The following is a 21,880-nucleotide window of genomic DNA, read 5'->3' as shown; positions in this document are numbered from 1 at the left end:
TAACACTGACTAAACCAAGGCCACGTTTTACGTGGCCTTTTTTACACTAATTCAAAGGTAAATAGTACCTTTTAGGTATCTTACCGCATGACCCGTTAATGTCACTGTTGTACTGCCCACTTCACAATGTAACTTCCCACCCCGTTGTGAGGCCTGATAAGCACTTAAAGAGTGTTTGCCAAATTGTTCTGCCCAATAAGGGGCAAGCCCGGTATGAATTGAACCGGTCACAAAGTCTTCATCACCACCACTGGCAGGCCAAAAATAACGAGAAATAAAGTCATACTCAACACTCGGTGCTGTTGCAACCACATCTAATGGGGCTAATTTTTTTAGTTGTTCATTGGTTGTTTTCAGATCTACAACCTGCTGCTCATTATCATAAATAGCAAAATAAGCTTGGCGGTTTTTCAGCACTTTAATAGGTTGTATAGACAGGCCAGCTAATAAAGCATCAGGGATAAGCTGAACCTCTTCAGGGGCTTGTTTAGGAAAGGTCATAGCAAAGCTGCCATCGTTATTTTTATTAACAATCAGTTTGCCCACCGCCTCTGCGCTAAAGCGCACCTGCGATATACTATGTTGCTCACAAAGCACATAGGCCGCAGCCAAAGTAGCATGGCCGCAAAAATCAATTTCCATTAACGGCGAAAACCAACGTATCGCAAAGCTTCCATCAGCCAACTGACAAGTAAAAGCAGTTTCAGATACGTTATTTTCAGAAGCGATATTCAGCATAAGATCATCACTAAGCCACGACTCTAGTGGGATCACAGCGGCATAGTTACCTTTAAACAGTTCACTGCTGAACGCATCGATTTGATGGATAGTTAATTTCATAGTGGGCACTTTTTATTTATTGGTCACTCAAAGTGCCACAAATGAAATTAACGGTCACTATAATTTTATGCCAACACAGGACGTACGCGATAATACTGCATACACGCAAACTGCACCGCATTAGTCAGTAATATCATAACAAACATTAGTATATGCGAAGTACTTTGCACAGGCATAGCAAGCTCTGCAAACAAACCACAGATACCAGCTATAAATTGTAAACTAAAATAGCGAGCACTAAGGTTACTAATATTCCCTGTGCGAAGTGTTTTGTAGGTTTGTGGCATAACTCGTACTGAACTCATGATTAAGCCCACATAGGTTAAGCCATTAAGTACCACAGCGGTATCTAAGTTGGGGTTAAGTAACAACAAAAATGGCAATAACGAAAAGCTAAGCATGCCAAGCAACTGCAAATTTTGACGCTTAGCGGCATTATAGCGAGCAAAAAAGTATAAAATTAGTCCGCTTAAAAAGCCTGTCGCAAAAAACGGCAAAGCAATATAAAAGCGAGCAAAGTAAAGATTGTAGCTAATAAAGTACACACTTTGCGCTAAACCAAATGTCATCATTAACAGTGATACACCTGATACACTGCGGTTTTTTATAATTTTATTGAGTAACGGTAAAAAACTAAAAACCAAAATAAATACTGACAAAATAGGCAAATAATACGCCAAAGCAAACCTCGCTCGTTACATTGTTGTTAATGAAAAGGAAGAAATAAAACATTTTTTAAACATTTGTTTTTAAAGGCTTTATTCATGTGCGCGCATTGTAGGACTGGCTAGCTTTTATACAAGCTTCACACCAACTTTAATTTCCTCCTGTGGCAACCTGAGTATACAAAAACCGTTACTAAAACTTCACAGTCTCACCCTTTTACAATTGCAACACAAATGATAACTGTTATCATACGCATATCTACAGATTAACATGCAAGCCTAAGTAATGAGAAAAACACTGTTTAAAGTTCATAGTTGGTTGGCGCTAATTGCCATTATTCCGTTAATTGTTATTAGCATTACTGGCAGTGTTTTAGTGTTTAAAAGTGAAATTGATGGCCTACTGATGCCAGATAAACACTTTGTGGTACAGCAACAAGCTGCACGTTTGCCTATGGACTCATTAATAAATAAAGCCGAAGCAGCCTTTCCTGAATATGTAGTAGGAAGCTGGGAGCTTTTTAATAACAGCACCGCTGACCGGCTTTATTTGGTTAAGCGTGGAACTGACGATTGGTATAAGTTGCATTTAGACCAATACACAGGAGAGGTTTTATCAGAACCAGTAAGCACCACTCATTATTTTACTGACTGGTTTTTAGAGCTCCATTATACTTTTTTACTTAACGACTTAAAAAGCTTACCAGGGCAAACAGGTACCGTATTAGGCTTCTTTTTTGCTCTATTTTTATTAACTTTAGGTATTACTGGCTTAATTATTTACCGCAAATTTTGGCAGCGACTATTTAGCGTACGCTGGCGAGCAACTTTGCAGATAGTACTAAGCGACATTCATAAAATGACTGGAGTATTAGGTTCACCTATCCTTATCGTTTTAGCGATTACCGGTGGTTATTTTAATGGCGCTGTGTGGTATCACGAAGTAATAGAACACGCAGAAGAAGAGCACTACACTATTGCAAATAAATTATATAGTGACGACATTTCTTTTGAGCGCATTCTTAATGATAGTAAGCTGCAAATACCCACTTTTAACACTACTTTTTTAGTTTTCCCGCGAGAGCCTGATGAAAATATTACTCTTTATGGCGAAGTAAATACCAGTAATCCACTTATCAGTGAATACGCCAATACCATAACCTACAATAAGCAAACAGGTGAACACATGGCTAACTGGGATATTCGTGAAACCGGAGTTGGTTGGCAAGTAATTGATAGCTTTAGAAAACTACACTTTGGCTATTTTGCTGGGCTTATCAGTAAAATACTTTGGTGTATTGTTGGTCTTAGCCCTGTATGGCTGGCTGGTACAGGCTTTTATTTATGGCTTACACGCCGTAAACGTAAAAAGCAATCACACAAAAATCGCTTAAGTAAGCATCGCACTGTAAGTGCTTGATTATAAAGTCACCTCATTGTAATCTTAAAAGTCACAGTGAGGTGATTTATGAAATATCTAGTTTTTACACTTAGCTTTTTTTTAGCTGCATGCAGTAGCACTCAACCAGCAGTGCAAATTAAAAAGGTACAGCTTACACAAGTAATTAACCACTCTCTTTTCAAGCGTGTTGAAACCCCTAATGAACACAGTGTTTTTGAGCTTCCAGAACCTGAAAAAGAAAAGTTTTTAGCTTATGCACAGAAGCGCTTAAATGAGATACGTGCTGATGAAATTGTTTTTAACTACCTAGAAAACCAGCTTACCAACTTTAAGTATCACGGTGATACACTAACATCCAAACAAACTATTGAACGCTCACAAGGCAACTGTATTAGCTTAGCTATATTGACACAAAGCTACGCCACGCTTTTAGATCTTGACACCAGTTTTCAAGAAATGACCAGCGAACCTGTGTATGCCAAAGAGGGAAGTTTAGTTTACATAGCCAACCATTTTAGAACCAAAGTTTACGCACCGGAAGAAGAAACTGATGATAACTTTATTGTATTTATTCGCCCAGGCACTTTAATAGATTACTTCCCAACCCGCGGCAGCTTTTATGCTGGCAGCGCCACCTATAATGATTTACTCAATAAGTTTTACAGCAATTTAGCGGCGGAGGCATTAGCTAAAAATAAACTCAATACAGCCTACTCTCTTATTTTGAAAGCTAATTCTTTTACTCCTAACGATCCTGAACTGTTCAATATTACGGGTATATTACATCGCCGTGCAGGCGATTTAAAAAGCGCTCAACTGATTTACCAAACCGCACTAAATAGAAACGATATAAGTATAAACTTAATCAATAACTATCGGCTACTCGCAAAAGATCTTGGCAATACAGAGCTAGAAAAACAATTAACAAGCCAACTAATTAATGAAGAAAAAGACCCTTACGAGCTATTGGTTATTGCTAAAAACAATCTGCAAGAAGGAAAGGTAACTCAAGCTAAAAACCACCTTGAGTCAGCAATTGCAAAAGCCCCATATATATCAGAGCTTTACTTAGAGCTTGCAAAAATTCGTTATCAACAAGGTAAGTCTAAACAAACACAAGCCTTGCTTGAACAAGCCATTAAATATGAGCGAGACAATGAAAAGCTCAATATATACCAAGCAAAGTTAGCATCGCTTACTAAGCCAAAGTAGGTTGCTTTTGGGTAATACATATTTAAAAGTGTATTACCCATAATATTAAAGAGAGTAGTAAAAGCTTAACCACGCGCGCATTTCATCTTCAAAGCTGTCACCTTCAACACGCGACAGCCCAGCATTAAAAGTTAGGTCGTTTACGCCTGCAGGCCCCATCCCAAAGCTAAAATCACCTTGGTATTTTAAGCCATAACTTTGTGCATAAACGCTGTTGTCTAATTGATGTTGCTTGTAATAAAGCCAAGGCATGCCTTCTTTAAAGCTGATGCCACCACCATAACCTTGGTAACGCTCTGCAGTTGCACTGTAATAAGGCAGTTCAGCAGCAAGCACAAACTCGCTACTTTGTTGCTGATTAATCAGGTTAGAGCTAAACCCACCTAAAGCTAAAACACTATCGTCTCGCTGTTTTTGTTCAAAGCTCACAAACATGGGAATATTAAATGCTTTACCAAATACTTTTGTTGCCAAGTCATAACCTTGCCAATGACTATTGTGATTCCGCCCATCATAAATACTGGCATAAATACTCTGCCCTATGGCAAATGATTGGCGGTCATGTTGCCATTGCTGAGCAATACTCAACCGTGTCCAATTTTTATGGCTATTTTTATAATCTGTATAGTTATAAGCAAGCTCTGGGGTTAACTGAAGCTGGCCAAATTTCAATGGATGGCTTATTGCAACAAAACCACCTCGGGCGTCAATATCAGCGTTTAAGCTAGGTTGATATTGATGTGATGTACCCAAATTATAATCAAATAGCGCAAGCTTAAACTTTGTATTTAACGCATTGTATTTTGCTTGTACAAAGCCTCCATGTAATGCACCGTCATGCAAATCAATGTTATAACCCGCTTGTAAATCAAGTTGCTTTAATAAGTCGCTACTTTTTATACCTACGCTTAGCAAACTGGTTGACGCTGAATAATACTGTGATCCCAAGGCAAACGTCGCTTGCTGATCAAGTACTGCGTAATCGCTTTGCTCTGCTGTCTCATCGGTATATATTTTTGCCGGTGGCAGAGTATGCTTATTTACCATCAACAATGGAGCTTCACTGTTTACAGCGAGTTCCGTCACGGCTGTGCGGTCTTTTGTTGTTAGCGTTTTTACATCAGGGCCATCGGCATTAATAGAGAAATAAAGTAGTGAACCATCTTCAGTCTCAATCGGGTATGCAAGCGCTTCTTGCCCGTTAGTTAAGCGGGTGAGGGTATTATTTTTTATATGATAATTATAAATATCAGTTTTATTATTTAGGCCAGCAACAAAATAGATAGACTCCCCATTTTGACTAAAACTCGGCTGGCTTAAATATTGATACCCATTAGGCATTGGGACTGACTGCCTAGTATCACCGCTCAAACCTTGTATATACAATTGCCAATTTTCGTTTAATGACGCTGATAAATAAGCTAATTTTGTTTCATCGGGGCTTAGGGTCGGGTAATCGTACGTCGTTTTTAAGCTCTTGGTAAAAAGTGGCGTGATTGCTTGTGTATTAAGATCGACTTTTACTAATTCAGAATACCCAGCTCTTATTTGCTCACCGTAAAGTGTTTCACCATTGCGGGTAACACTAAAACGACGAATACCAGCCAGTTCAGTGAGTTGTTCGACGTTGCCAGTATCTATGTTATAGCTAAAAATGTCAGACACTTTGTTATAAGTCCCCGACTCCTCACTACTGTAGGCATTAAAATAAAGAGTGTTATTGCCTACCCACTGCGGATTGGCAATACCTGCGCGATTTATTTGATTTAATATTTGTTTTTGTTCGCGCTTAAATACACTTGGCGCAGTATCAGGAATATCCTTAGCATCATCTTCAAGTAATTGCTTTTGTGCTTTAGTAAATTGCTGTTGCGCTTTAGTGTTGTCTTCAGTGCTATAAATTATGAGCTTGGTATTACTTTTTTTATCACGCTCCACTATGGCAATTTTGCTGCCATCACCAGAAAGAGCGGGGTTGCTAGCGTATAAATCAAGCTTTAACCAAAGCTTGCTATTAAGTGGTGACTCGGTTTGCTCTTGTTGCATTGCTTTGTAAGTGAACTCAGCAATAAATCGACGATATAGCTTGGCAGCGCTTTGCCCGAATACACCAGAAAATGCGTCGTCAAAATCTCGAGGCTTAACCGCCCGCATACGAACCCATACATTATCGACCAGCTGCTCTGAGTAATTTTGCTCTAGCCAGTATAAAAAACGACTTCCCATTAAATACGCCATGGAGCCCGCCATAAAGCCTTCATCACTATTTAGTTGCCCATAGGTCGGAAGCGCTCCTTGCTGAGCAAACTCCCTGAGTATTGCCTCAGAATAGTTATCAAAGAGCCGCCCTCGCCCTGTCATTTTAGACTCAATTAAGGTGGCGTATCCTTCAGCTACCCAGCGCGGTGTGTCACCATAGGTTAAATCGTAAAGATCCCATACCCCTCTAATTTTTTGTTGCCACTCGCTGCGAGTCGGCTGCGCTAAATGAACTAAGTGAATGTACTCGTGCAGCACTAGTAATTGCTGCCAGCCCGATGAGTTTGAGATTACTGTGTCCGATTGTGGTGGCGTAGTAAAAAGCGCCATAACAGGATTATTAGAGGTTGGTAAGGCAAAGCCATTAGCTGCATTTAAAGGATCAAATACCACCACATCGACGATTTTATCAAGGGCACGGTTTTGTTGCTCAAGCACTTTTGTACGGACAATCTCCAGCTCCACCGCGGTCGATTTAGCAAAATCAGTATGTTCACTGCTAAAGTGAACATTAAAATGCTCAGTATGAATGGTTTGCCAATTGGCTGCGAAGCTTGGTGCAGCCAGTAATAAGGCTGATGCAATGAGTGACTTTTTCACAATAATCCCTTAAATAGTGCTTTTAATAATGCTTAGAGTATTATTAAAAGGGAAAAACGGGCAGTAAAAAAGTGTAATAAAGCATGTGCAAATGTGTATTTACACCTGCCTTATTATTTAACCTGAACTTTAGTTATTTTCAACAAGGGAAGTTACATCCAACTACGAGAATCTGACTCAGCCTGCATAAGTGTAAAATCTATAATGAAGTCAGCATCTTGCTGTTTTAAATATGGGACATACGCACCGCCTGCAGCAAGTTGTATATACAGGCTTTTTAAGCCAGAGCGACGCATAAAAAAAGTGCTCACACTGCGAGCGCTTTGTGCTTTGTACAGCTCAAATACTCGGTAATGCACGCCAATCATACCTTTGCGCACCACCATATAAAAACGCCCATCTTGTTGATGAAGGTAATACCCATAACGTTTATATGATAAAAACACTAACGCGGCTAATACCAAAAATAATGCTAATGAAATTAATATATTAAGTTGCATAAAGCTAACTAAAAACCCAGAAGCAACGCTCGGTAGCAAGGCATAAAACACCATATTTTTATATAGCAACGCCCTTTCTACTGCTTTGAATGCCAACTTTTTACTGTTAAACCACGGATAAATCCACTGACACACATTATCAACTTGCTCCTGCGTGAGCACAGGTAACACTAAGGTTTGTTTATTCTTTTTCGCCATATTTGCAGCACCGCCGCTGCTGGCTTGCAAACATTCCACTGTAAAGCGCTTTAATAGCCTGGCAACTAGGTTTTGCTTAATAACTATAGATTGTACTTTATCTAAACTAATTGACAGTTGATGGCGCTCTAACAGCCCTGCAATACGTTTAAATTTATTATTTTTAAAGTAAAGCTGATAGTTATAAAAGCGAATGAGCGACATAGTCACCGATAAAAACACCGCAATAAATACCAACACAATAATTAAAGTAATAACCGCAAATACCGCTGCATTAGCCATCATACCGAGCTCTTGCTGATAAAAACCCTCTATTTTTGTTATAAACTGCTGCTCTAAAAAATCGATAGCCACATTTATAAAGGGAGCAATGGCCGCAAGCGCTAAAATTGCCATGTTCGACATTAAACCAAACTTAGCTATTTCTTTATTTGAAATGAATAAACTATTTTCATTCTGATTTTCAGCATGAAGCTGCGCTGTATTAGCCTCCTCGGTTGATGGTTGCTGCTGCGCTTTATAGTCAAATACCTGTTTGCGCATTTGCTTGGCATAATCACTGGTTACTCCAGGCAATACAGCTTCTTGGGCAACACTGCCGGCAGCATCAAAAATGCAATTAACTAAGCCTACTGGAGTAAAATAAAAGGGTTCTGCTATGTTTACATTTTGCACCCGAGAAAACTTTAAGGTGAGTCGCTCTTTTTTAAATACGCCTTTATTTAGTAAAATTTCATGCTCGTCAGTAATACAAAAACGAAAACTGCGGTAATACAAAAAACAATAGACGAGCAATGAAGTCAGAGCAATCGTGAGCCCAACTTGCCCCCAAAATAGTTTATTTTCTACTTGGGTAACAAAAACCACCAACACGGGCAGTAAATTAAATAAGCCATCTTTGATAAACCGCACACTAAAATGCATCACAAAATAAGCCAGTGCCCAGGGCGACACTTTTTGCCAATTAAGTGAAGATGACGTTATTTGTGTAGCATCAACACTCACTGGCAGTAGCCTCGCTTGTGGTTTCATCGTGGCGATAGCTTTGTACAAATTGACGAATATTTTTGCACTTTTCGTGGGTCAGGCCGCTAATTTGTAAATCAGCACTCATACCACCTGCGCTGTAAAGCCGTAAACTGGCTAAACCTAGTTTTCGCTCTATTGGCCCACGATGTATTTCAATATGCTGCACTCGTGCTAACGGTAAAATTGTCACCTGCTGCCAAATAATGCCTTTTTTAAAAGCAATATCATGGGTACGCAACGCGCTGCCCTGTAATTTTATGCTGAACACGCTGTATAACATACAAAGTAACATTAATAGCGGAACAGCAACCAATAAGTAACCTTGCGCCATGGCTGCAAAATCTGTATTGAAATAACAAACTGCCGCTAGCACTAGGCAAAAAGGGATAAAAAATAACAACCAATTCAACTGTGCATGCAATAATGCTTTATCGGCAAGCGGTTCAAACTCTATGCTTTGATGTTGCGGTAGGTCGGTTATTTGTTGATTCGTAAACACGCTTCGCTCCATTGGACGTATTGGCTTTAACCAAGCCACTTTATTGTTGTTACTAAAGTATGGCTTTGTTTTGGCTCAAGCGTAACCGCATCTTCAAGTACATTCGCAGCCTCTAGGCATAACATGCTTTTATAATCATCATCGGCAAAATTTGATAGTCGCTTTGATTTTTCAATCCATGGGTTCCATAACACGCACGAGCGCGAGTTTTCTCTGCTAACACTGATCATCCCTTGAGGAGTATCAATTGTTTGAACTGCTGCGGCTTGGGTATAAACCATATCGGTTTCACGGGAAAAGTCGACCACATCATGTTGCTGATGAGGCCCTTGACCAAACTCTATATATTGTGCCCCTTGCAGGCCTGTCACACAGGTATTCTTAATATCTTGTGTTGGAAAGTAAGTATGCAGCGCTTGTGTATAGCTAAATGGTACATTGCCTAAATTAGAGGTGGTTAAACGCACCTCTAATTGCTCAGATAAAATAAACTCAACCCGTAAAGAAGATTGATGCGGCCAAAAGGTAGAGTCTACCTGCCTCATGGGTAATTTTAGGCTAACCGTAACTTCGTCCTCGGTTTCATGCACTTCATCAGCTTGCCATACGAGTGTGCGAGCAAAGCCATGAGCTGGGAAGTCTGTATTTTCATGTTGACCAAACCAAGGCCAACAAATAGGAATGCCGCCGCGAATACTTTTCCCTTCGCTAAAGGTTTCATCCCCAGACACCCACAATAATGGCAATTTACCTTTGGGTGTAAACTCAGTTATTTGCCCACCTTGTAAAAATATTTTCGCCTCACATTGGCGACTATTAATACTAATAAATTCTAAACCGCTATGTGTACGCTCAATACATACTGAGGGTGATAATTGCATTTTATTTCCTTTAACACTGAGACTAATTTTTAATACTTAACCTGAGTTCAGGTTACTTGTACACAAACAATAATGCATGCTTAAAGCATAAGCTACATAGAATAGTTATTTAAATTGAGTTAGTTACTATATTCTTATGCAAAATCAACGGTAAAATTACGACTAAAGCTTTACAACTCTGCCTTTCAACCTAGGGAAGGTTCACAAATAGAATGTTATAAGCATTTAATAAAATAAAGATAATAAATGCTATTTTAATTACTGCTCAAATTAATAAAAGTCAATAAAAACTAATAATAGCTGGCATAAATAGCATATATCATTTGAATTCAATTTATTTGATGTGTAACATTTCATGATTACGGCAAATCATTCGCCTTCCATGAGACAAACAAATGCAAAAATATGACGAGTTACTAGTTTCTTTACGCAAGGTGATCCGTGCGATTGACTTACATTCAAAGCAACTTAATAAAACAGCGGGTTTAACAGGGCCACAACTGCTTATCATGCAGGAAGTGTCTCAAACTGATGGTATTACCGCCAGTCGTATTGCGCAAAACGTCAACTTAAGCCCAGCAACGGTTACTAATATTCTTGACCGAATAGAGAGCAAAAACTTAGTAACACGTGTTCGCAGTCAAATGGATAAGCGCCGAGTCAGCTTATACCTTACCGAACAAGGTAAGGAACTACTCGAAAAAGCACCTCAGCCATTACAAGAGCATTTTATCGAAAAATTTTCAGCACTTGCTGAATGGGAACAGAGTTTACTACTTTCATCAATGCAACGTATTGCCGCAATGATGGATGCTGATAAGCTAGACGCTTCCCCGCTTTTAGAAGTCGGCGCACTATTTCAAACTCCTAAAGAATAAAACGCAGTATAAAAATAATAAAACCCCTTTTATCGCCTTAAATGACTTAGTTGATAACATGTAACTAAGCCATTTAAGCTTAATTTTATCCTGTAATTAGCTTACCTTTTACCGTTTAATTTATTAAATAGAGCTGGCGTGAACATAAAAAACGTTTTTATTTATTATAAAAATATCGGCTTTAAATTGCTGGGGTTACTGTGTGTATTACTCGGCATTATTGGTGTTGCCCTACCCGTTATGCCAACCACGCCGTTTTTAATTTTAGCCTTAGCCTGTTTTGCTCGCTCATCTAGCGCGCTTGAATCTTGGCTATTAAACCACCCTCGCTTTGGGACAACATTACAACATTGGCGCGCTCATCAAGTAGTTCCTGTAAAGGCAAAATATGCTGCGGGTCTAGGTATGCTAATAGGCTTTATATTTTTATTATACAGCAGCCCTCCAGCTTGGGTTATTGCCCTAGTTGCTGTGGTTGAAGTGCTGGTTTTAACTTACTTAATTTCTAAGCCCTCAACTCCACCTAAAAACTAGGGTCTGTATAAGCAAAATAAAGTGTAAAGTTTGGTAAATAAATTTGTAACAGCTAATGCAAATCATTATCATCCGTACAAATTAATTAAATTTGCACCTTTTATGCCCTTTGTTAATAAACGCGCTTTATATAGTACGAGTCGTGCTTTACATATCTATATTTCTACCGCTTTGTTTTTTCTACTTATTTTATTTTGTGTAAGCGGCATAGTGCTAAACCACGTTGACTGGTTAAAAAACGATAAAAACAACGGCCAAATTACCGCTGCAATTCCAGCTGAACTACTTACAAAAGCACAAACACAATTAAACACCCTACCTGCTATTTACCCCCAAATAGAAGCTTACCTAGCCAAGCAGTATGGGCTGAATAAAGTAAAAAGCATTGAGTGGGAAAAGCAAGATTCACTGGTCATGCTCGACTACCCATTACCTGCAGGCTACGCCTACGCAGAGTTTGATTTTATTAGTGGCGAATTGTTACTCGATTATCAAACCGGGGGATTTTTAAGTGTCATTGGCGACTTACATAAAGGCCGTTACAGCGGTGATGTATGGAGCTGGGTTATTGATATATCAGCAGTGCTAATGATCCTATTTGCCATCACCGGCATGATTATTTTATTTCAAAATAGAAAAAAACGCTTAGCAGGAATATGGATAACCGCATTAGGTGTAGCAACACCTATCGTTATTTACCTGTGTTGGGTGCCACAAATAAAAGGAGTGTCTTAATGTTTAAAGTTAAACCATGGCTAAGCATCACGCTGTTAGTCGCCGCGCTATTTCAAATTAATGCTCATGCACAATCGTCAAGGTTAGAAGTTGAATTAACCCTCGCCGATTTAAACGTGCAACCTTACCACCGACCTTATGTTGCTGTATGGCTGGAAACGCCAGAGCGTAAACACGTCACAACATTAGCGCTTTGGGTACAAAAAGCGGAATGGTTTAAAGACCTACGCCAATGGTGGCGCAAAGCCGGTAAAAGTAATGCTCAGTTTGATGGTGTCAGCGGCGCAACCAAGCGTGCCGGCACATATACAATTAGTTGGGATGGCAACGATCTAAACGGTAACCCTGTAACGCCCGGTAAATACCTACTTAATATTGAAGTTGTGCGCGAAGAAGGTGGCCGTGATTACAGCCGTATTGAGCTTGATTTAACTCAATCAGAGAAAATAACTATTGAAGGTAAAAACGAATTTACAACCAGCTTTATCACTGTAAGCGCTAGGTAGCCCCTACTTATCATTCAAATTTAAAGGAAAAATAATGAACGTTAATTTATCAAAAATTGCATTAATAGGCGCACTGAGTTTATCGGCGCTAGTCTCAACAGCGGCAAGCGCACATGCCCGTTGGTTACTACCTTCGCACACTTCGCTTTCTGGCGATAAAGCGCATTACGTTATGATTGATGCGAGTATTTCTAACGAAATGTTTGCACCAGATAAAGCCTTTAAGCCAAAAGAAAAAGGCGCAGAGTACGACGACACATTATTAATGGCACTTGCACCAAACGGCGAGAAAGTATCTGAAACCATTCGTGCTTATTACTTAAAGCGCAAGAGCTCAGCAGCAGTAAGCCTCAAAGAAGAAGGCACTTACCACATTGCTATGACGCAAAAGCCAATGTACATGACCTTCTATAAGGACGAAGAGGGTAAACGCAAACGTGTATTTGGTAAAAAAACAGATGCTAAATTACCTAGCAACGCTCAAGGCGTGCGCACCACTAAAGTTATTTCAACAGTAGATACCTTTGTAAGCCGCAACGGTACATCTAAGCCAGCTCTGTTAGGTTTAGGCTTAGAGCTAAGTGGCCCTACACACCCAAATGACTTATTTGTTGGTGAGCAAGCACGTTTTCAATTACTACAAGACGGAAAACCAGCAGGCGAAGGCATTGAAGTTAATATTTTAAGAGGCGATACTCGCTACCGTAACGAACGTGGCGAAGTAAAAGTAACCACCGATAAAAACGGCTTTTTTACAACAACATGGAACGCACCTGGTGTTTATTTAATAGAAACCGCAACCGAAGTTGATGTGAAGGAAAAAGGCGTAGATTCGGGTCGTTATGCTTTATTCACAACGCTTGAAGTAGCCCCTGAGTAATTATTTAGGCACTTATTTAAACGTATTTTTAAGCCAAGTTTTTAACTTGGCTTTTTTCTGCCTACCACTTTTTTTGCAATCTCTCTTTTACTTTTATTGATTTCGTCACCATTCGCTACAAGATTACAACAGTAACGATCTAATCGTCTATAACGTACGTAAACAGTGGCCTTACTTATTAAAAACGTGAATAACATAGATGGTTTTTATCTTTGCACGTAGTTGAGCGCTTCTATATGATTCGCTCCTTTTTCAAACTCACCAAAACAACGACGTTCTTAAGGAACATTCATGACTTTTAAGCGTTTATCAGCTAATAAATTAGCACTTAGCTTGGCCGTAACCTCTGCACTTAGCAGCTCTTTCGTTACAGCTAATGCAACAGAACAAGATACCCAAGCACAAGAGAACATCGAAGTAATCTCAGTAACTGGTACTCGCCGTAGTTTGCGAAGTATTGCACAAAGCTCAGTGCCAGTAGATATTATTACTAGCAGCGACATGGCAAGCACAGGTCAACTTGAAATCAGCCAGGTTCTTGCTAACCAAGTACCCAGCTTTAACTTTCCAAGCGCCACTTTAGGTGATGGAACAGATCACGCAAAACCTGCTGTACTGCGCGGCTTAGCGCCCGATCACACTTTAGTGCTTATAAATGGTAAACGTCGTCACTCTGGTGCGCTTTTAAACTTAGCAGGTGTTGTAGGCAGAGGCTCTACCGCGGTAGATTTAAACATGATCCCTACATCAGCCATTAAGCGCGTAGAAGTACTACGCGACGGTGCCGCAGCGCAATACGGCTCAGATGCCATTGCCGGGGTGATTAATATTGTTTTAAAAGACGCCTCTGAAGGCGGCAGTGTAAGCGTAACCTATGGTGAATACGACACACAAATGGCGGGCGCACCTAACTTAGAAAGCGCCTACGCAGATGCAAACGGTGACCTTGCATTTAACCAGGGTGATGACCGCGAAATTAGCGATGGCGCCACACGCACAATTAGCGCTAACTCTGGATTTGCATTATCAGACAGCGGCTTTGTAAACGTATCGATTGAATACCGCGATAACAGCCCAACACAACGCTCTGGTTTTGACCCTCGTGAACAATACAGCCGCCTTGACGATGGCAGCCTAGACCCGCGCGAATTTACTATTGACCGTTACAACCATCGCTTTGGTAAAGCAGACCTTGAAGATTACGCTTTATTTTACAATATGGGTTACGAGCTAGATAACAGCCTAAACCTGTATTCTTTTGGTAGCTACTCAAAACGAGAAGGTAACTCAGGTGGCTTTTACCGCCGTGCACAAGACAGCCGTAACGTATTAGCACTCTACCCAGATGGCTTTTTACCGCAAATTGAAACCGATGTTGAAGACTACTCATTTGCCTTAGGTCTAGAAGGTGAAACGGGTGACTGGACATGGGATGTAAGTACCAACTATGGCCGCAACGACTTTGCATTTGGTGTTGTGAATAGCTTAAATACGTCTTTAGGTGCTACCAGCCCCACCGAATTTGATAACGGCGCACTAGTTTATGACCAATTTATAGTCAATGGTGATGCAAGCACAACCCTTGATTTAGGGTTACCTGACGACGTATTTTTTACTCTAGGTGCTGAATACCGCCACGAAAGTTATAAAATAGAACAAGGTGAAGAAGCCTCATACATTACTGCACTTGATAGCAATGGCAACTCAATTGCAGCCGGTGGCGCACAAGTACTTTCGGGTTTTGGCCCAGAAAGCGTAACCGATGAAAGCCGTCATAACGTTGCACTATTTGTTGAGTTTGACACCTACCTAACCGAAAACTGGAACATGGTTTTAGCTAGCCGCTACGAAGATTACAGCGACTTTGGCAACACCTTTACCTCAAAGCTTGCAACTCGTTACAGCGTAAACGAAAACCTATCGCTACGTGGGGCAATTAGCACAGGTTTCCGTGCGCCATCACTTGCACAAAGCTCGTATCGTCAAATTTCTACGGTACTTGAGAACAACCAAGCGTTTGAAGTGGGCCTATTCCCAACAGATGCACCAGCAGCACAAGCCCTTGGCGCAAAACAGTTAGACGCTGAAGACTCAGTTAATTTAACAGCTGGCTTTGTATACACCCAAGGTAACTTTAGCTTAACGGTTGACGCCTACCGTATTGATATTGATGACCGTATTGTGCTCTCTGAAAACTTAAGCGGTGCCGCAGTACAACAAATTTTAACGGATGCTGGTGAGTTAAATACCGAAAGCGTACGCTACTTTACCAACGCAATCGACTCACGCACGCAAGGCGTAGACATTGTTGCAACTTACCTACTACAGTTAGATAACTTTGGCGACGTGCGATTAAACGCGGCAGCTAACTTTAACGACACCGAAGTAACACACGTTGACGATAACCCTGAGCAATTAAACTCATTAGGTGACGACTATGTTGTATTTGCACGCCGTGAAGTAGGTCGTTTTGAAGAAGGTACTCCAGACAACAAATGGAACCTGTCGGCAGTGTGGAACTTTAACGAATGGCAAACAACTTTGCGTGCAACGCGTTATGGTGAAGTTGCCGATATTTCTACTACCGCCGATCGCGATGAATACCTAGACGCTAAATGGATAACCGATTTAGAAGTTGCGTATCGCCCTAACGATGAGTGGAAATTTGCACTGGGTGCCAATAACTTATTTGACCAATACCCGCAAGCTACGGTCGATAACATTGGTTACTCTACCTTTAGCCAAATATTTCCGTACACACCCTATACACCGTACAGTTTAGATGGCCGCTTTTTATACGGTAACATTACCTACAGCTTTTAATTTGTATAATTAAAACCAGTCGTTAAAACAAAAAGGATGCGCTATGCATCCTTTTTATTAATAGTTAGTAATTTTAACCACTAATTAGTCTTTTAATTTTTAGCAAAAAAATAAATTCATTATAAAACAAATACTTAAATTTAGGCCCCATTTTTGCTCTAGTCTTGTTATATTAAATAATAACATCACACTAAAAGGACTAACCATGAGCTCATCAACAGTAACTAACGCTGTTAAACCACTTTCACTAATTAGCGGTATTTTATTATTAAGTGGCTGCGTGTTTCATATTTCACCAAGCGTTGCGTCGGTAAAACAAACACAACAACTAACACTACCTAGCAATAATCTTGAATACCTAGACGTACTAAGCGGCGCAGGTTCACTTAAAATAATGGGCTCATCAACAGCAACCAGTATTAATGTTGACGCCACTATTTACACAGCCGATATTGACGACGAATACGAACTCACACTCGATCAAAGTGGCACTAAAGCAAAGCTTGTTGCCCAAAATACAAGTAATAATGGTATTAGCTTTTACAACGGCCAATCGCCAAGCATTAATTTAGTGGTCACCGTCCCTAACAATCTTGAGCTAGATATTGATGATGGCTCAGGCGACATAACTATTAACGCCATGAAAAATAATATTGATGTAAAAGATGGCTCTGGCAGCTTATCAATCAATGGCGCTAAAAACCTAAACATAGACGACGGCTCGGGCGATATTTCTCTTCAAAGCATCACTGGCAATCTAGATCTTAACGATGGTTCGGGCAGCATTACTATTAATAACGTTAATGGCAATGCAAATATTGATGATGGCTCAGGCGATATGAATGTAAGCAATGTACGTGGTACATTAACTGTTGAAGACGGGTCGGGAAGCATAGCAATACAACATATTAATGGCGCTGTCGACGTTGAAGATAACTCGGGCGACTTAACCATTGAACATGTTGATGCAAGCGTTACCATTGAAGATGGCTCTGGCGATATTCGCGTTAATCATGCTAAAGGGCTAACAATTACAGAAGCAGGCTCTGGCGATGTTAGCATCGATAATATCTCTGGTTCAGTAAAGCTAGACTAATATACTGAGCCCTTAATAAAATGCACTTAACCTTGGCTTAAGTGCATTTCTTTTTGAAAGCCATTTTATAGCCCGCTAATAACCAACTAGTTCTGCATAACCTTTACCTTTAAAACCGCCTTGAGTTTTAATTCGCCCCTCCCAGTAGGGAATGCTCAATTGATTTCGTGAATCGGGGTTACGTGCTTCAATTATAATTGGCTCAAACCCTTTAACCTTGAGGTGCCACTTAACTGGGTAGGTTTTACTACTGGGCGTTGTTTGGGCTGTAAGCTCAGATGTTTTTAATACCTGTAAGGTCACGTCGTCACTTGCAATGGCGCGCACAATTCCACTTTGCGTAATGTGCGATGCACTGCAGTAGTCATAACTTTGTTGACCATTACGAATACAAAATGCCATTAAGCCCCCCAGTTTTTTATCATCAGCCTGAATGCTAAACCAGTCCCAACCATTTTGGGTAGGATCGATTAGCGCCGAAGACCACTCTCTGTCTAACCAAGCATCTCCAGTTACTTTAAAAGTTTTACCCGCAAATGTGATGTCGCCTTGTGCGTGTAAAAACGGATAGCTGTAATAGTAAGAGGCATGCCCCTGGTGGGTTTTTTGGCTATAACCTTGCTCGCCATGTTTTACAAGTGGGCTATTAGCCAGCACCAGGTTAGCACTGTAATTTTCCTGCTGCGCCTTTAAACTGAGCGGTAAAAATGTTGCATCCTTACTTGCTAACTGCCAATCATCTAGGCGAGCTTCAAATGGCTGCGCTGTTATATTTACTTGCCCCAATCGGCCATATTTTTCGAACGCTTGATGCTGTGAATCGGTTTGTATTGCAAAGTGAGCAAAGTAAAGCTGCCCATTCCACCAAGGTGATGGTTCTGTTTGTGTGCTTTGCTCATCAACCGAGAGCCTAAATAAAGTCCATTGCACACCAAAGGTGTCGCCATTATCTGCCTTTAAATTAGCAGTCACGTACCACCATTCAATTCCTTGTTGATGATGCGCCCCATGATCACGTGGAAAGCTCAATCCTTGATTTTTGTTTACAGGTTCACCAAATTGTTGTGCAAACCCGCTATGCATTGGTTTATCTTGATTTACTTGCTCTGCTTCGGGCTGGCACGCGCTTAATGCGCCAATAAAAATAAAGGTAACAGCTGCTTTTAGTCTATTCATGTAAGTCCTATAGCTTGGCAACATTATCGGCAACGGCGCTTCGCGTTAATTTTATCAGCGGTAACGCGCTCACAAATAAAGCTAACATAAACATAAGCACCGTAAAGCCACCTAACTGTAGCCAATTAACGGTCATGGCCATGGTCCAACCAAAGGCAATTGGCATGACGTAAGTTAATAGTACCCATCCAAGGCTAAGCCCCAATGGTATAGCTAATAACAAGGTGGTTAAAATAATAAGTGCAGCTTGCAGTACTTTTGCTCCCAATAATTGCTGTTGTGTGACACCCAGCGTTTGTAATACCGCCATGGGCTGTAATTGCCCTCGCCCTAAAGTTAAAAAGCTTACCCACATGCCAAATAATGCAATCAGCATAATAAATATATTAAGCGCCTGAGTAACATAAAAAGTTTTACCAAATAGCTGTTTTGCAAAGCGTTTAAACTGCTGATTAGCAATGACTTGTTGGCTATCTAATTGGTGCTGTTTTTGAATATATTCGGCTATGGCGTCAACGTCACTATAGGGCTTTAACCAAAGCGATAAACCATACTCGGTGTAATTTAAGCTGCTATTCAATAATGCATTAGTTGTTACAACAACATTTAACCCTTGCTCGCCGTAATCAAAATAGGCAGCACGTACTTGGCACGTTAGTGTATTAATATGCTGTTTTAGGGTTATTACATCACCTACTTTAAGCGAATACTGCAGCAAGGCGGGTTCGTTCACTAAGCAACCCACAACCCCGTTTTTGTTCTTTTCAAATACTGCAGCAGATGTAGGTGCTTTATTGTTTAACAAAGTAAGGTGTTGGTTGTAGCTGGCTGTTGCACCAAATGCCATAACATCAACAGCTATCGTATTTTTAGGTGCTTTAAGCTCACTTTTAGCTGACCAATATACGCCTACTTTTTCGACCTCAGGGAGTTCACGCAACTTAGCCCCTAACGCTTGAATGTTTTGATCGGGCCTTACGTATAAATCAGCGCTTAGGCGTTTTTCAAGGTGTGTATCTAAGGTGTCGCTAAAACTGCCAACCATAATTTGCATACCTACGGCGGCTCCCATCGCCATTAAAATAGCGAGTACAGAGCTTAGTAATGCAGGTAACTGCACTAGGCTGTCGGCTTTTAACCACTGAATAATCGGGTTTTGTGTTGGCCATGGCAGTTTAAAAACGGCTTTAACTACCGGTGGTGTAATTACAAAAAAGAGGAGTAGCACACAAACACACAGCAATAAGGCACTTATTTTGGTATTTGCCGTTAACGCTAAGTAGCTGGCTGCAAAAATAGCTAACGCAAACATTAGCCATTTAATACGCGCGCAAAAAGTACTTAATCGAGCCGATTGGCTGGCCAAAAACCCCAACAAAACAACAACATTAAGTGAAAAGCCGCTAGCAATCATGCTGCTATCAAGGCTTACTACAAAGCTTCTGTCTAGCTGGTAGAGCCCTCTCAGAGTCGCCGATACATCCATAACTAAGGTGTTTGCCAGTGCCGCGCCTAGTAACGCACCTAATAACGCAGCAAAAAAACTAAGCACCGTTAATTCAATAACCAGCGCTTTAATTAACGCCGACCGTTGACAACCCAGCACCCACATTTGCTGCTGTAAGTGAGCGCGCGCATTGTACGCAAGTTTAATTGCATTAAAACTTAAAAACGCACCCACCACATAACCTAACAAAGCCAGCGCTTGTAAATTAAAGAAAAAAGCCTCAGAGAGCGCATCAAAAGCCTGCTCTTGCGCAGCTTCAAGGCGTGCTTGCTCGCCTAATAATACCTTTAACTGGGCTGCTTGTTTATTATTTAAGCCACTTACTTCAAAGTAACTAATTACCCCATTTGCGCGCAGTAATTTATCAGCAAGGCTAATGTCCACCAGCATGGTCATGCCTAAACCTTGTAATTCGCTTACAGCTAAAGTGCGTGTGACATCACCCATGTTTATATTAATACGGCTGTTTTTTAAATTTAGCCGCTGTATTAATTTAGGATCGATATAAACAGTATTTAGTAACTGTTCAAACCCAGAATAACGCTTGTTGGTTGTTGATGCTGAGCCGCCGGTATTTTCTGTAAGCCACTGCAATAAATTGACGCCCCTAAGCGCGAGCTTTTGCTGCTCATTGGTTTCAATTACGCCCTCTAAAACCGGTTGAACCTGCGTAAAGCCAGCCGCCCTAATACGCGACCACATACTGTTGGGCAACCTGTTTTCACCTAGCACAGGACGTACAAAATGCGTCACTGGGTTTGCAATTAGTGCTGTGGTTTGTTGATAGCGCTTACCGGCCTCTAAATTTAAGCCCTGTATTGCAGTAAGTAGCGCCGCGCCCAAACTAAAGCCAATAAAAAACAGTAATAACAGCCCTACATGGCGGCGATAAAACTGCATATACGTTATTAATATAAGTTTAAGCTCAGCCATTAATTTGGCCATCTTTTAAAAACAATTGCGTAGTAAACTGGTCGGCCAATCGCTGACTATGAGTGACCATAATAAGTATTATTTGCTGCTCTTCGCACAGGCTTTTTAATAGCCTAACTATATCGAGTGAACGAGCGGCATCAAGGTTACCCGTAGGTTCATCAGCCAATAATAACTTAGGCTTATTTAATAGCGCACGGCCTATGCCCACTCGTTGTTGCTCCCCACCAGAGAGTTGCTCAGGCATTGCTGTAAGCTTGCCTTCTAAACCCAGTTTTTTAGCCATCGTATTTACTTCATCGTCGCTAGGCGATAACCCATTAAGCCTTGCTTGAAAGCATATGTTGTCTTTTACATTTAACGGGCTGAGTAATTGGTAATGCTGAAAAATAATACCTATTTTACGCCGATAAAGCGCAAGCTCATTAGCACTCAATTCACTAATTTTTTGCTCATTAACCGTAATAGTTCCAGCATCTGGAGACAGTAAACCGGCTAATAAATTTAATAATGTTGTTTTGCCCGAGCCACTATCACCTAGTAAGGCAATGTGTGCAGCGGGTAAAATAGTTAACGATAAATCATTAATTATTTGTCGTTTCAAGCCACCATCTTGGCGAGTAAAAAATACATTATTTAGCGAAATCATAAAGAAAAGGTTATTCCTGTAATAAAAATATGGCTCGATATATAAACGATACCATAACAGTAATGCGTTCACTTAAGT

The 21,880-nt window shown here is 40.6% G+C and carries 18 protein-coding genes; 9 read left to right on the top strand and 9 right to left on the bottom strand.

The window, feature by feature from the left end:
* Positions 1 to 51: 51 nt before the first annotated feature.
* Both CWB76_RS14755 and CWB76_RS14750 read right to left on the bottom strand, forming a co-directional pair.
* Entirely contained in the window at positions 52 to 840 is a 789-nt protein-coding gene (locus CWB76_RS14755) for a PhzF family phenazine biosynthesis protein (protein ID WP_138608647.1), read from the bottom strand.
* A gap of 65 nt (positions 841 to 905) precedes the next feature.
* Positions 906 to 1,520, bottom strand: coding sequence for a PQ-loop domain-containing transporter (locus CWB76_RS14750; RefSeq protein ID WP_138608645.1), 615 nt, complete (start codon positions 1,518 to 1,520; stop codon positions 906 to 908).
* 271 nt (positions 1,521 to 1,791) lie between these two features.
* Between CWB76_RS14750 and CWB76_RS14745 the strand changes: the two genes are divergently transcribed.
* Both CWB76_RS14745 and CWB76_RS14740 read left to right on the top strand, forming a co-directional pair.
* A complete protein-coding gene (locus CWB76_RS14745) occupies positions 1,792 to 2,925 on the top strand; it encodes a PepSY-associated TM helix domain-containing protein (protein ID WP_138608642.1) in 1,134 nt (377 codons plus the stop codon).
* A gap of 48 nt (positions 2,926 to 2,973) precedes the next feature.
* On the top strand, positions 2,974 to 4,119 hold the full coding sequence (locus tag CWB76_RS14740) for a tetratricopeptide repeat protein (protein ID WP_138608640.1): 1,146 nt from the start codon (positions 2,974 to 2,976) through the stop codon (positions 4,117 to 4,119).
* Between the two features lie 45 nt (positions 4,120 to 4,164).
* Here the strand turns inward: CWB76_RS14740 and CWB76_RS14735 are convergent, their stop codons facing one another.
* From CWB76_RS14735 to CWB76_RS14720, 4 genes are all read right to left on the bottom strand, one after another.
* Entirely contained in the window at positions 4,165 to 6,978 is a 2,814-nt protein-coding gene (locus tag CWB76_RS14735) for a TolB-like translocation protein (RefSeq protein ID WP_138608639.1), read from the bottom strand.
* Positions 6,979 to 7,130: 152 nt separating this feature from the next.
* Positions 7,131 to 8,708: a PH domain-containing protein gene (locus tag CWB76_RS14730; protein WP_218651574.1), complete on the bottom strand. Its 1,578-nt coding sequence runs from the start codon at positions 8,706 to 8,708 to the stop codon at positions 7,131 to 7,133.
* The gene (locus CWB76_RS14725) at positions 8,671 to 9,216 is read right to left on the bottom strand and encodes a PH domain-containing protein (RefSeq protein WP_138608669.1); all 546 of its coding nucleotides are present in this window, start codon (positions 9,214 to 9,216) and stop codon (positions 8,671 to 8,673) included. The genes CWB76_RS14730 and CWB76_RS14725 overlap by 38 nt, the downstream gene beginning before the upstream one ends.
* A 14-nt stretch (positions 9,217 to 9,230) precedes the next feature.
* Entirely contained in the window at positions 9,231 to 10,085 is an 855-nt protein-coding gene (locus CWB76_RS14720) for a D-hexose-6-phosphate mutarotase (RefSeq protein WP_138608637.1), read from the bottom strand.
* A 395-nt stretch (positions 10,086 to 10,480) separates the two neighbouring features.
* Between CWB76_RS14720 and CWB76_RS14715 the strand changes: the two genes are divergently transcribed.
* From CWB76_RS14715 to CWB76_RS14685, 7 genes are all read left to right on the top strand, one after another.
* Complete coding sequence (locus tag CWB76_RS14715; RefSeq protein WP_008112832.1) at positions 10,481 to 10,963, top strand: MarR family winged helix-turn-helix transcriptional regulator; 483 nt, start codon at positions 10,481 to 10,483, stop codon at positions 10,961 to 10,963.
* Positions 10,964 to 11,101: 138 nt separating this feature from the next.
* The gene (locus CWB76_RS14710; protein ID WP_138608635.1) at positions 11,102 to 11,497 is read left to right on the top strand and encodes a YbaN family protein; all 396 of its coding nucleotides are present in this window, start codon (positions 11,102 to 11,104) and stop codon (positions 11,495 to 11,497) included.
* Between the two features lie 102 nt (positions 11,498 to 11,599).
* Complete coding sequence (locus CWB76_RS14705; protein ID WP_138608665.1) at positions 11,600 to 12,232, top strand: PepSY-associated TM helix domain-containing protein; 633 nt, start codon at positions 11,600 to 11,602, stop codon at positions 12,230 to 12,232.
* Entirely contained in the window at positions 12,232 to 12,738 is a 507-nt protein-coding gene (locus CWB76_RS14700; RefSeq protein ID WP_138608633.1) for a DUF2271 domain-containing protein, read from the top strand. Before CWB76_RS14705 ends, CWB76_RS14700 begins: the two co-directional genes overlap by 1 nt.
* A gap of 34 nt (positions 12,739 to 12,772) precedes the next feature.
* Positions 12,773 to 13,618 (top strand): DUF4198 domain-containing protein, encoded by an 846-nt coding sequence (locus CWB76_RS14695; protein ID WP_138608620.1) that lies wholly within the window; start codon positions 12,773 to 12,775, stop codon positions 13,616 to 13,618.
* A gap of 291 nt (positions 13,619 to 13,909) precedes the next feature.
* Entirely contained in the window at positions 13,910 to 16,441 is a 2,532-nt protein-coding gene (locus CWB76_RS14690; protein ID WP_138608618.1) for a TonB-dependent receptor plug domain-containing protein, read from the top strand.
* Between the two features lie 205 nt (positions 16,442 to 16,646).
* A complete protein-coding gene (locus tag CWB76_RS14685; RefSeq protein WP_138608617.1) occupies positions 16,647 to 17,537 on the top strand; it encodes a DUF4097 family beta strand repeat-containing protein in 891 nt (296 codons plus the stop codon).
* A gap of 75 nt (positions 17,538 to 17,612) precedes the next feature.
* Here the strand turns inward: CWB76_RS14685 and CWB76_RS14680 are convergent, their stop codons facing one another.
* From CWB76_RS14680 to CWB76_RS14670, 3 genes are read right to left on the bottom strand one after another with little or no spacing between them, the layout of a single operon-like run.
* The gene (locus CWB76_RS14680) at positions 17,613 to 18,713 is read right to left on the bottom strand and encodes a lipocalin-like domain-containing protein (protein ID WP_138608615.1); all 1,101 of its coding nucleotides are present in this window, start codon (positions 18,711 to 18,713) and stop codon (positions 17,613 to 17,615) included.
* 7 nt (positions 18,714 to 18,720) lie between these two features.
* Positions 18,721 to 21,153: an FtsX-like permease family protein gene (locus tag CWB76_RS14675; protein ID WP_138608613.1), complete on the bottom strand. Its 2,433-nt coding sequence runs from the start codon at positions 21,151 to 21,153 to the stop codon at positions 18,721 to 18,723.
* Positions 21,146 to 21,802 (bottom strand): ABC transporter ATP-binding protein, encoded by a 657-nt coding sequence (locus CWB76_RS14670; RefSeq protein ID WP_138608611.1) that lies wholly within the window; start codon positions 21,800 to 21,802, stop codon positions 21,146 to 21,148. Before CWB76_RS14670 ends, CWB76_RS14675 begins: the two co-directional genes overlap by 8 nt.
* Between the last annotated feature and the right edge of the window lie 78 nt (positions 21,803 to 21,880).

The sequence above is a fragment of the Pseudoalteromonas sp. S1609 genome (genome assembly GCF_005887255.1).
Taxonomy (GTDB): domain Bacteria; phylum Pseudomonadota; class Gammaproteobacteria; order Enterobacterales; family Alteromonadaceae; genus Pseudoalteromonas.
This window is presented reverse-complemented; position numbering and strand designations above follow the sequence as displayed.

Coding starts and splice junctions, on each gene's coding strand:
- CWB76_RS14755 (WP_138608647.1), bottom strand. CDS start 840: ATGAAATTAACTATCCATCAAATCGATGCGTTCAGCAGTGAACTGTTT.
- CWB76_RS14745 (WP_138608642.1), top strand. CDS start 1,792: ATGAGAAAAACACTGTTTAAAGTTCATAGTTGGTTGGCGCTAATTGCC.
- CWB76_RS14740 (WP_138608640.1), top strand. CDS start 2,974: ATGAAATATCTAGTTTTTACACTTAGCTTTTTTTTAGCTGCATGCAGT.
- CWB76_RS14730 (WP_218651574.1), bottom strand. CDS start 8,708: ATGAAACCACAAGCGAGGCTACTGCCAGTGAGTGTTGATGCTACACAA.
- CWB76_RS14725 (WP_138608669.1), bottom strand. CDS start 9,216: ATGGAGCGAAGCGTGTTTACGAATCAACAAATAACCGACCTACCGCAA.
- CWB76_RS14720 (WP_138608637.1), bottom strand. CDS start 10,085: ATGCAATTATCACCCTCAGTATGTATTGAGCGTACACATAGCGGTTTA.
- CWB76_RS14715 (WP_008112832.1), top strand. CDS start 10,481: ATGCAAAAATATGACGAGTTACTAGTTTCTTTACGCAAGGTGATCCGT.
- CWB76_RS14705 (WP_138608665.1), top strand. CDS start 11,600: ATGCCCTTTGTTAATAAACGCGCTTTATATAGTACGAGTCGTGCTTTA.
- CWB76_RS14700 (WP_138608633.1), top strand. CDS start 12,232: ATGTTTAAAGTTAAACCATGGCTAAGCATCACGCTGTTAGTCGCCGCG.
- CWB76_RS14695 (WP_138608620.1), top strand. CDS start 12,773: ATGAACGTTAATTTATCAAAAATTGCATTAATAGGCGCACTGAGTTTA.
- CWB76_RS14690 (WP_138608618.1), top strand. CDS start 13,910: ATGACTTTTAAGCGTTTATCAGCTAATAAATTAGCACTTAGCTTGGCC.
- CWB76_RS14685 (WP_138608617.1), top strand. CDS start 16,647: ATGAGCTCATCAACAGTAACTAACGCTGTTAAACCACTTTCACTAATT.
- CWB76_RS14680 (WP_138608615.1), bottom strand. CDS start 18,713: ATGAATAGACTAAAAGCAGCTGTTACCTTTATTTTTATTGGCGCATTA.
- CWB76_RS14675 (WP_138608613.1), bottom strand. CDS start 21,153: ATGGCTGAGCTTAAACTTATATTAATAACGTATATGCAGTTTTATCGC.
- CWB76_RS14670 (WP_138608611.1), bottom strand. CDS start 21,802: ATGATTTCGCTAAATAATGTATTTTTTACTCGCCAAGATGGTGGCTTG.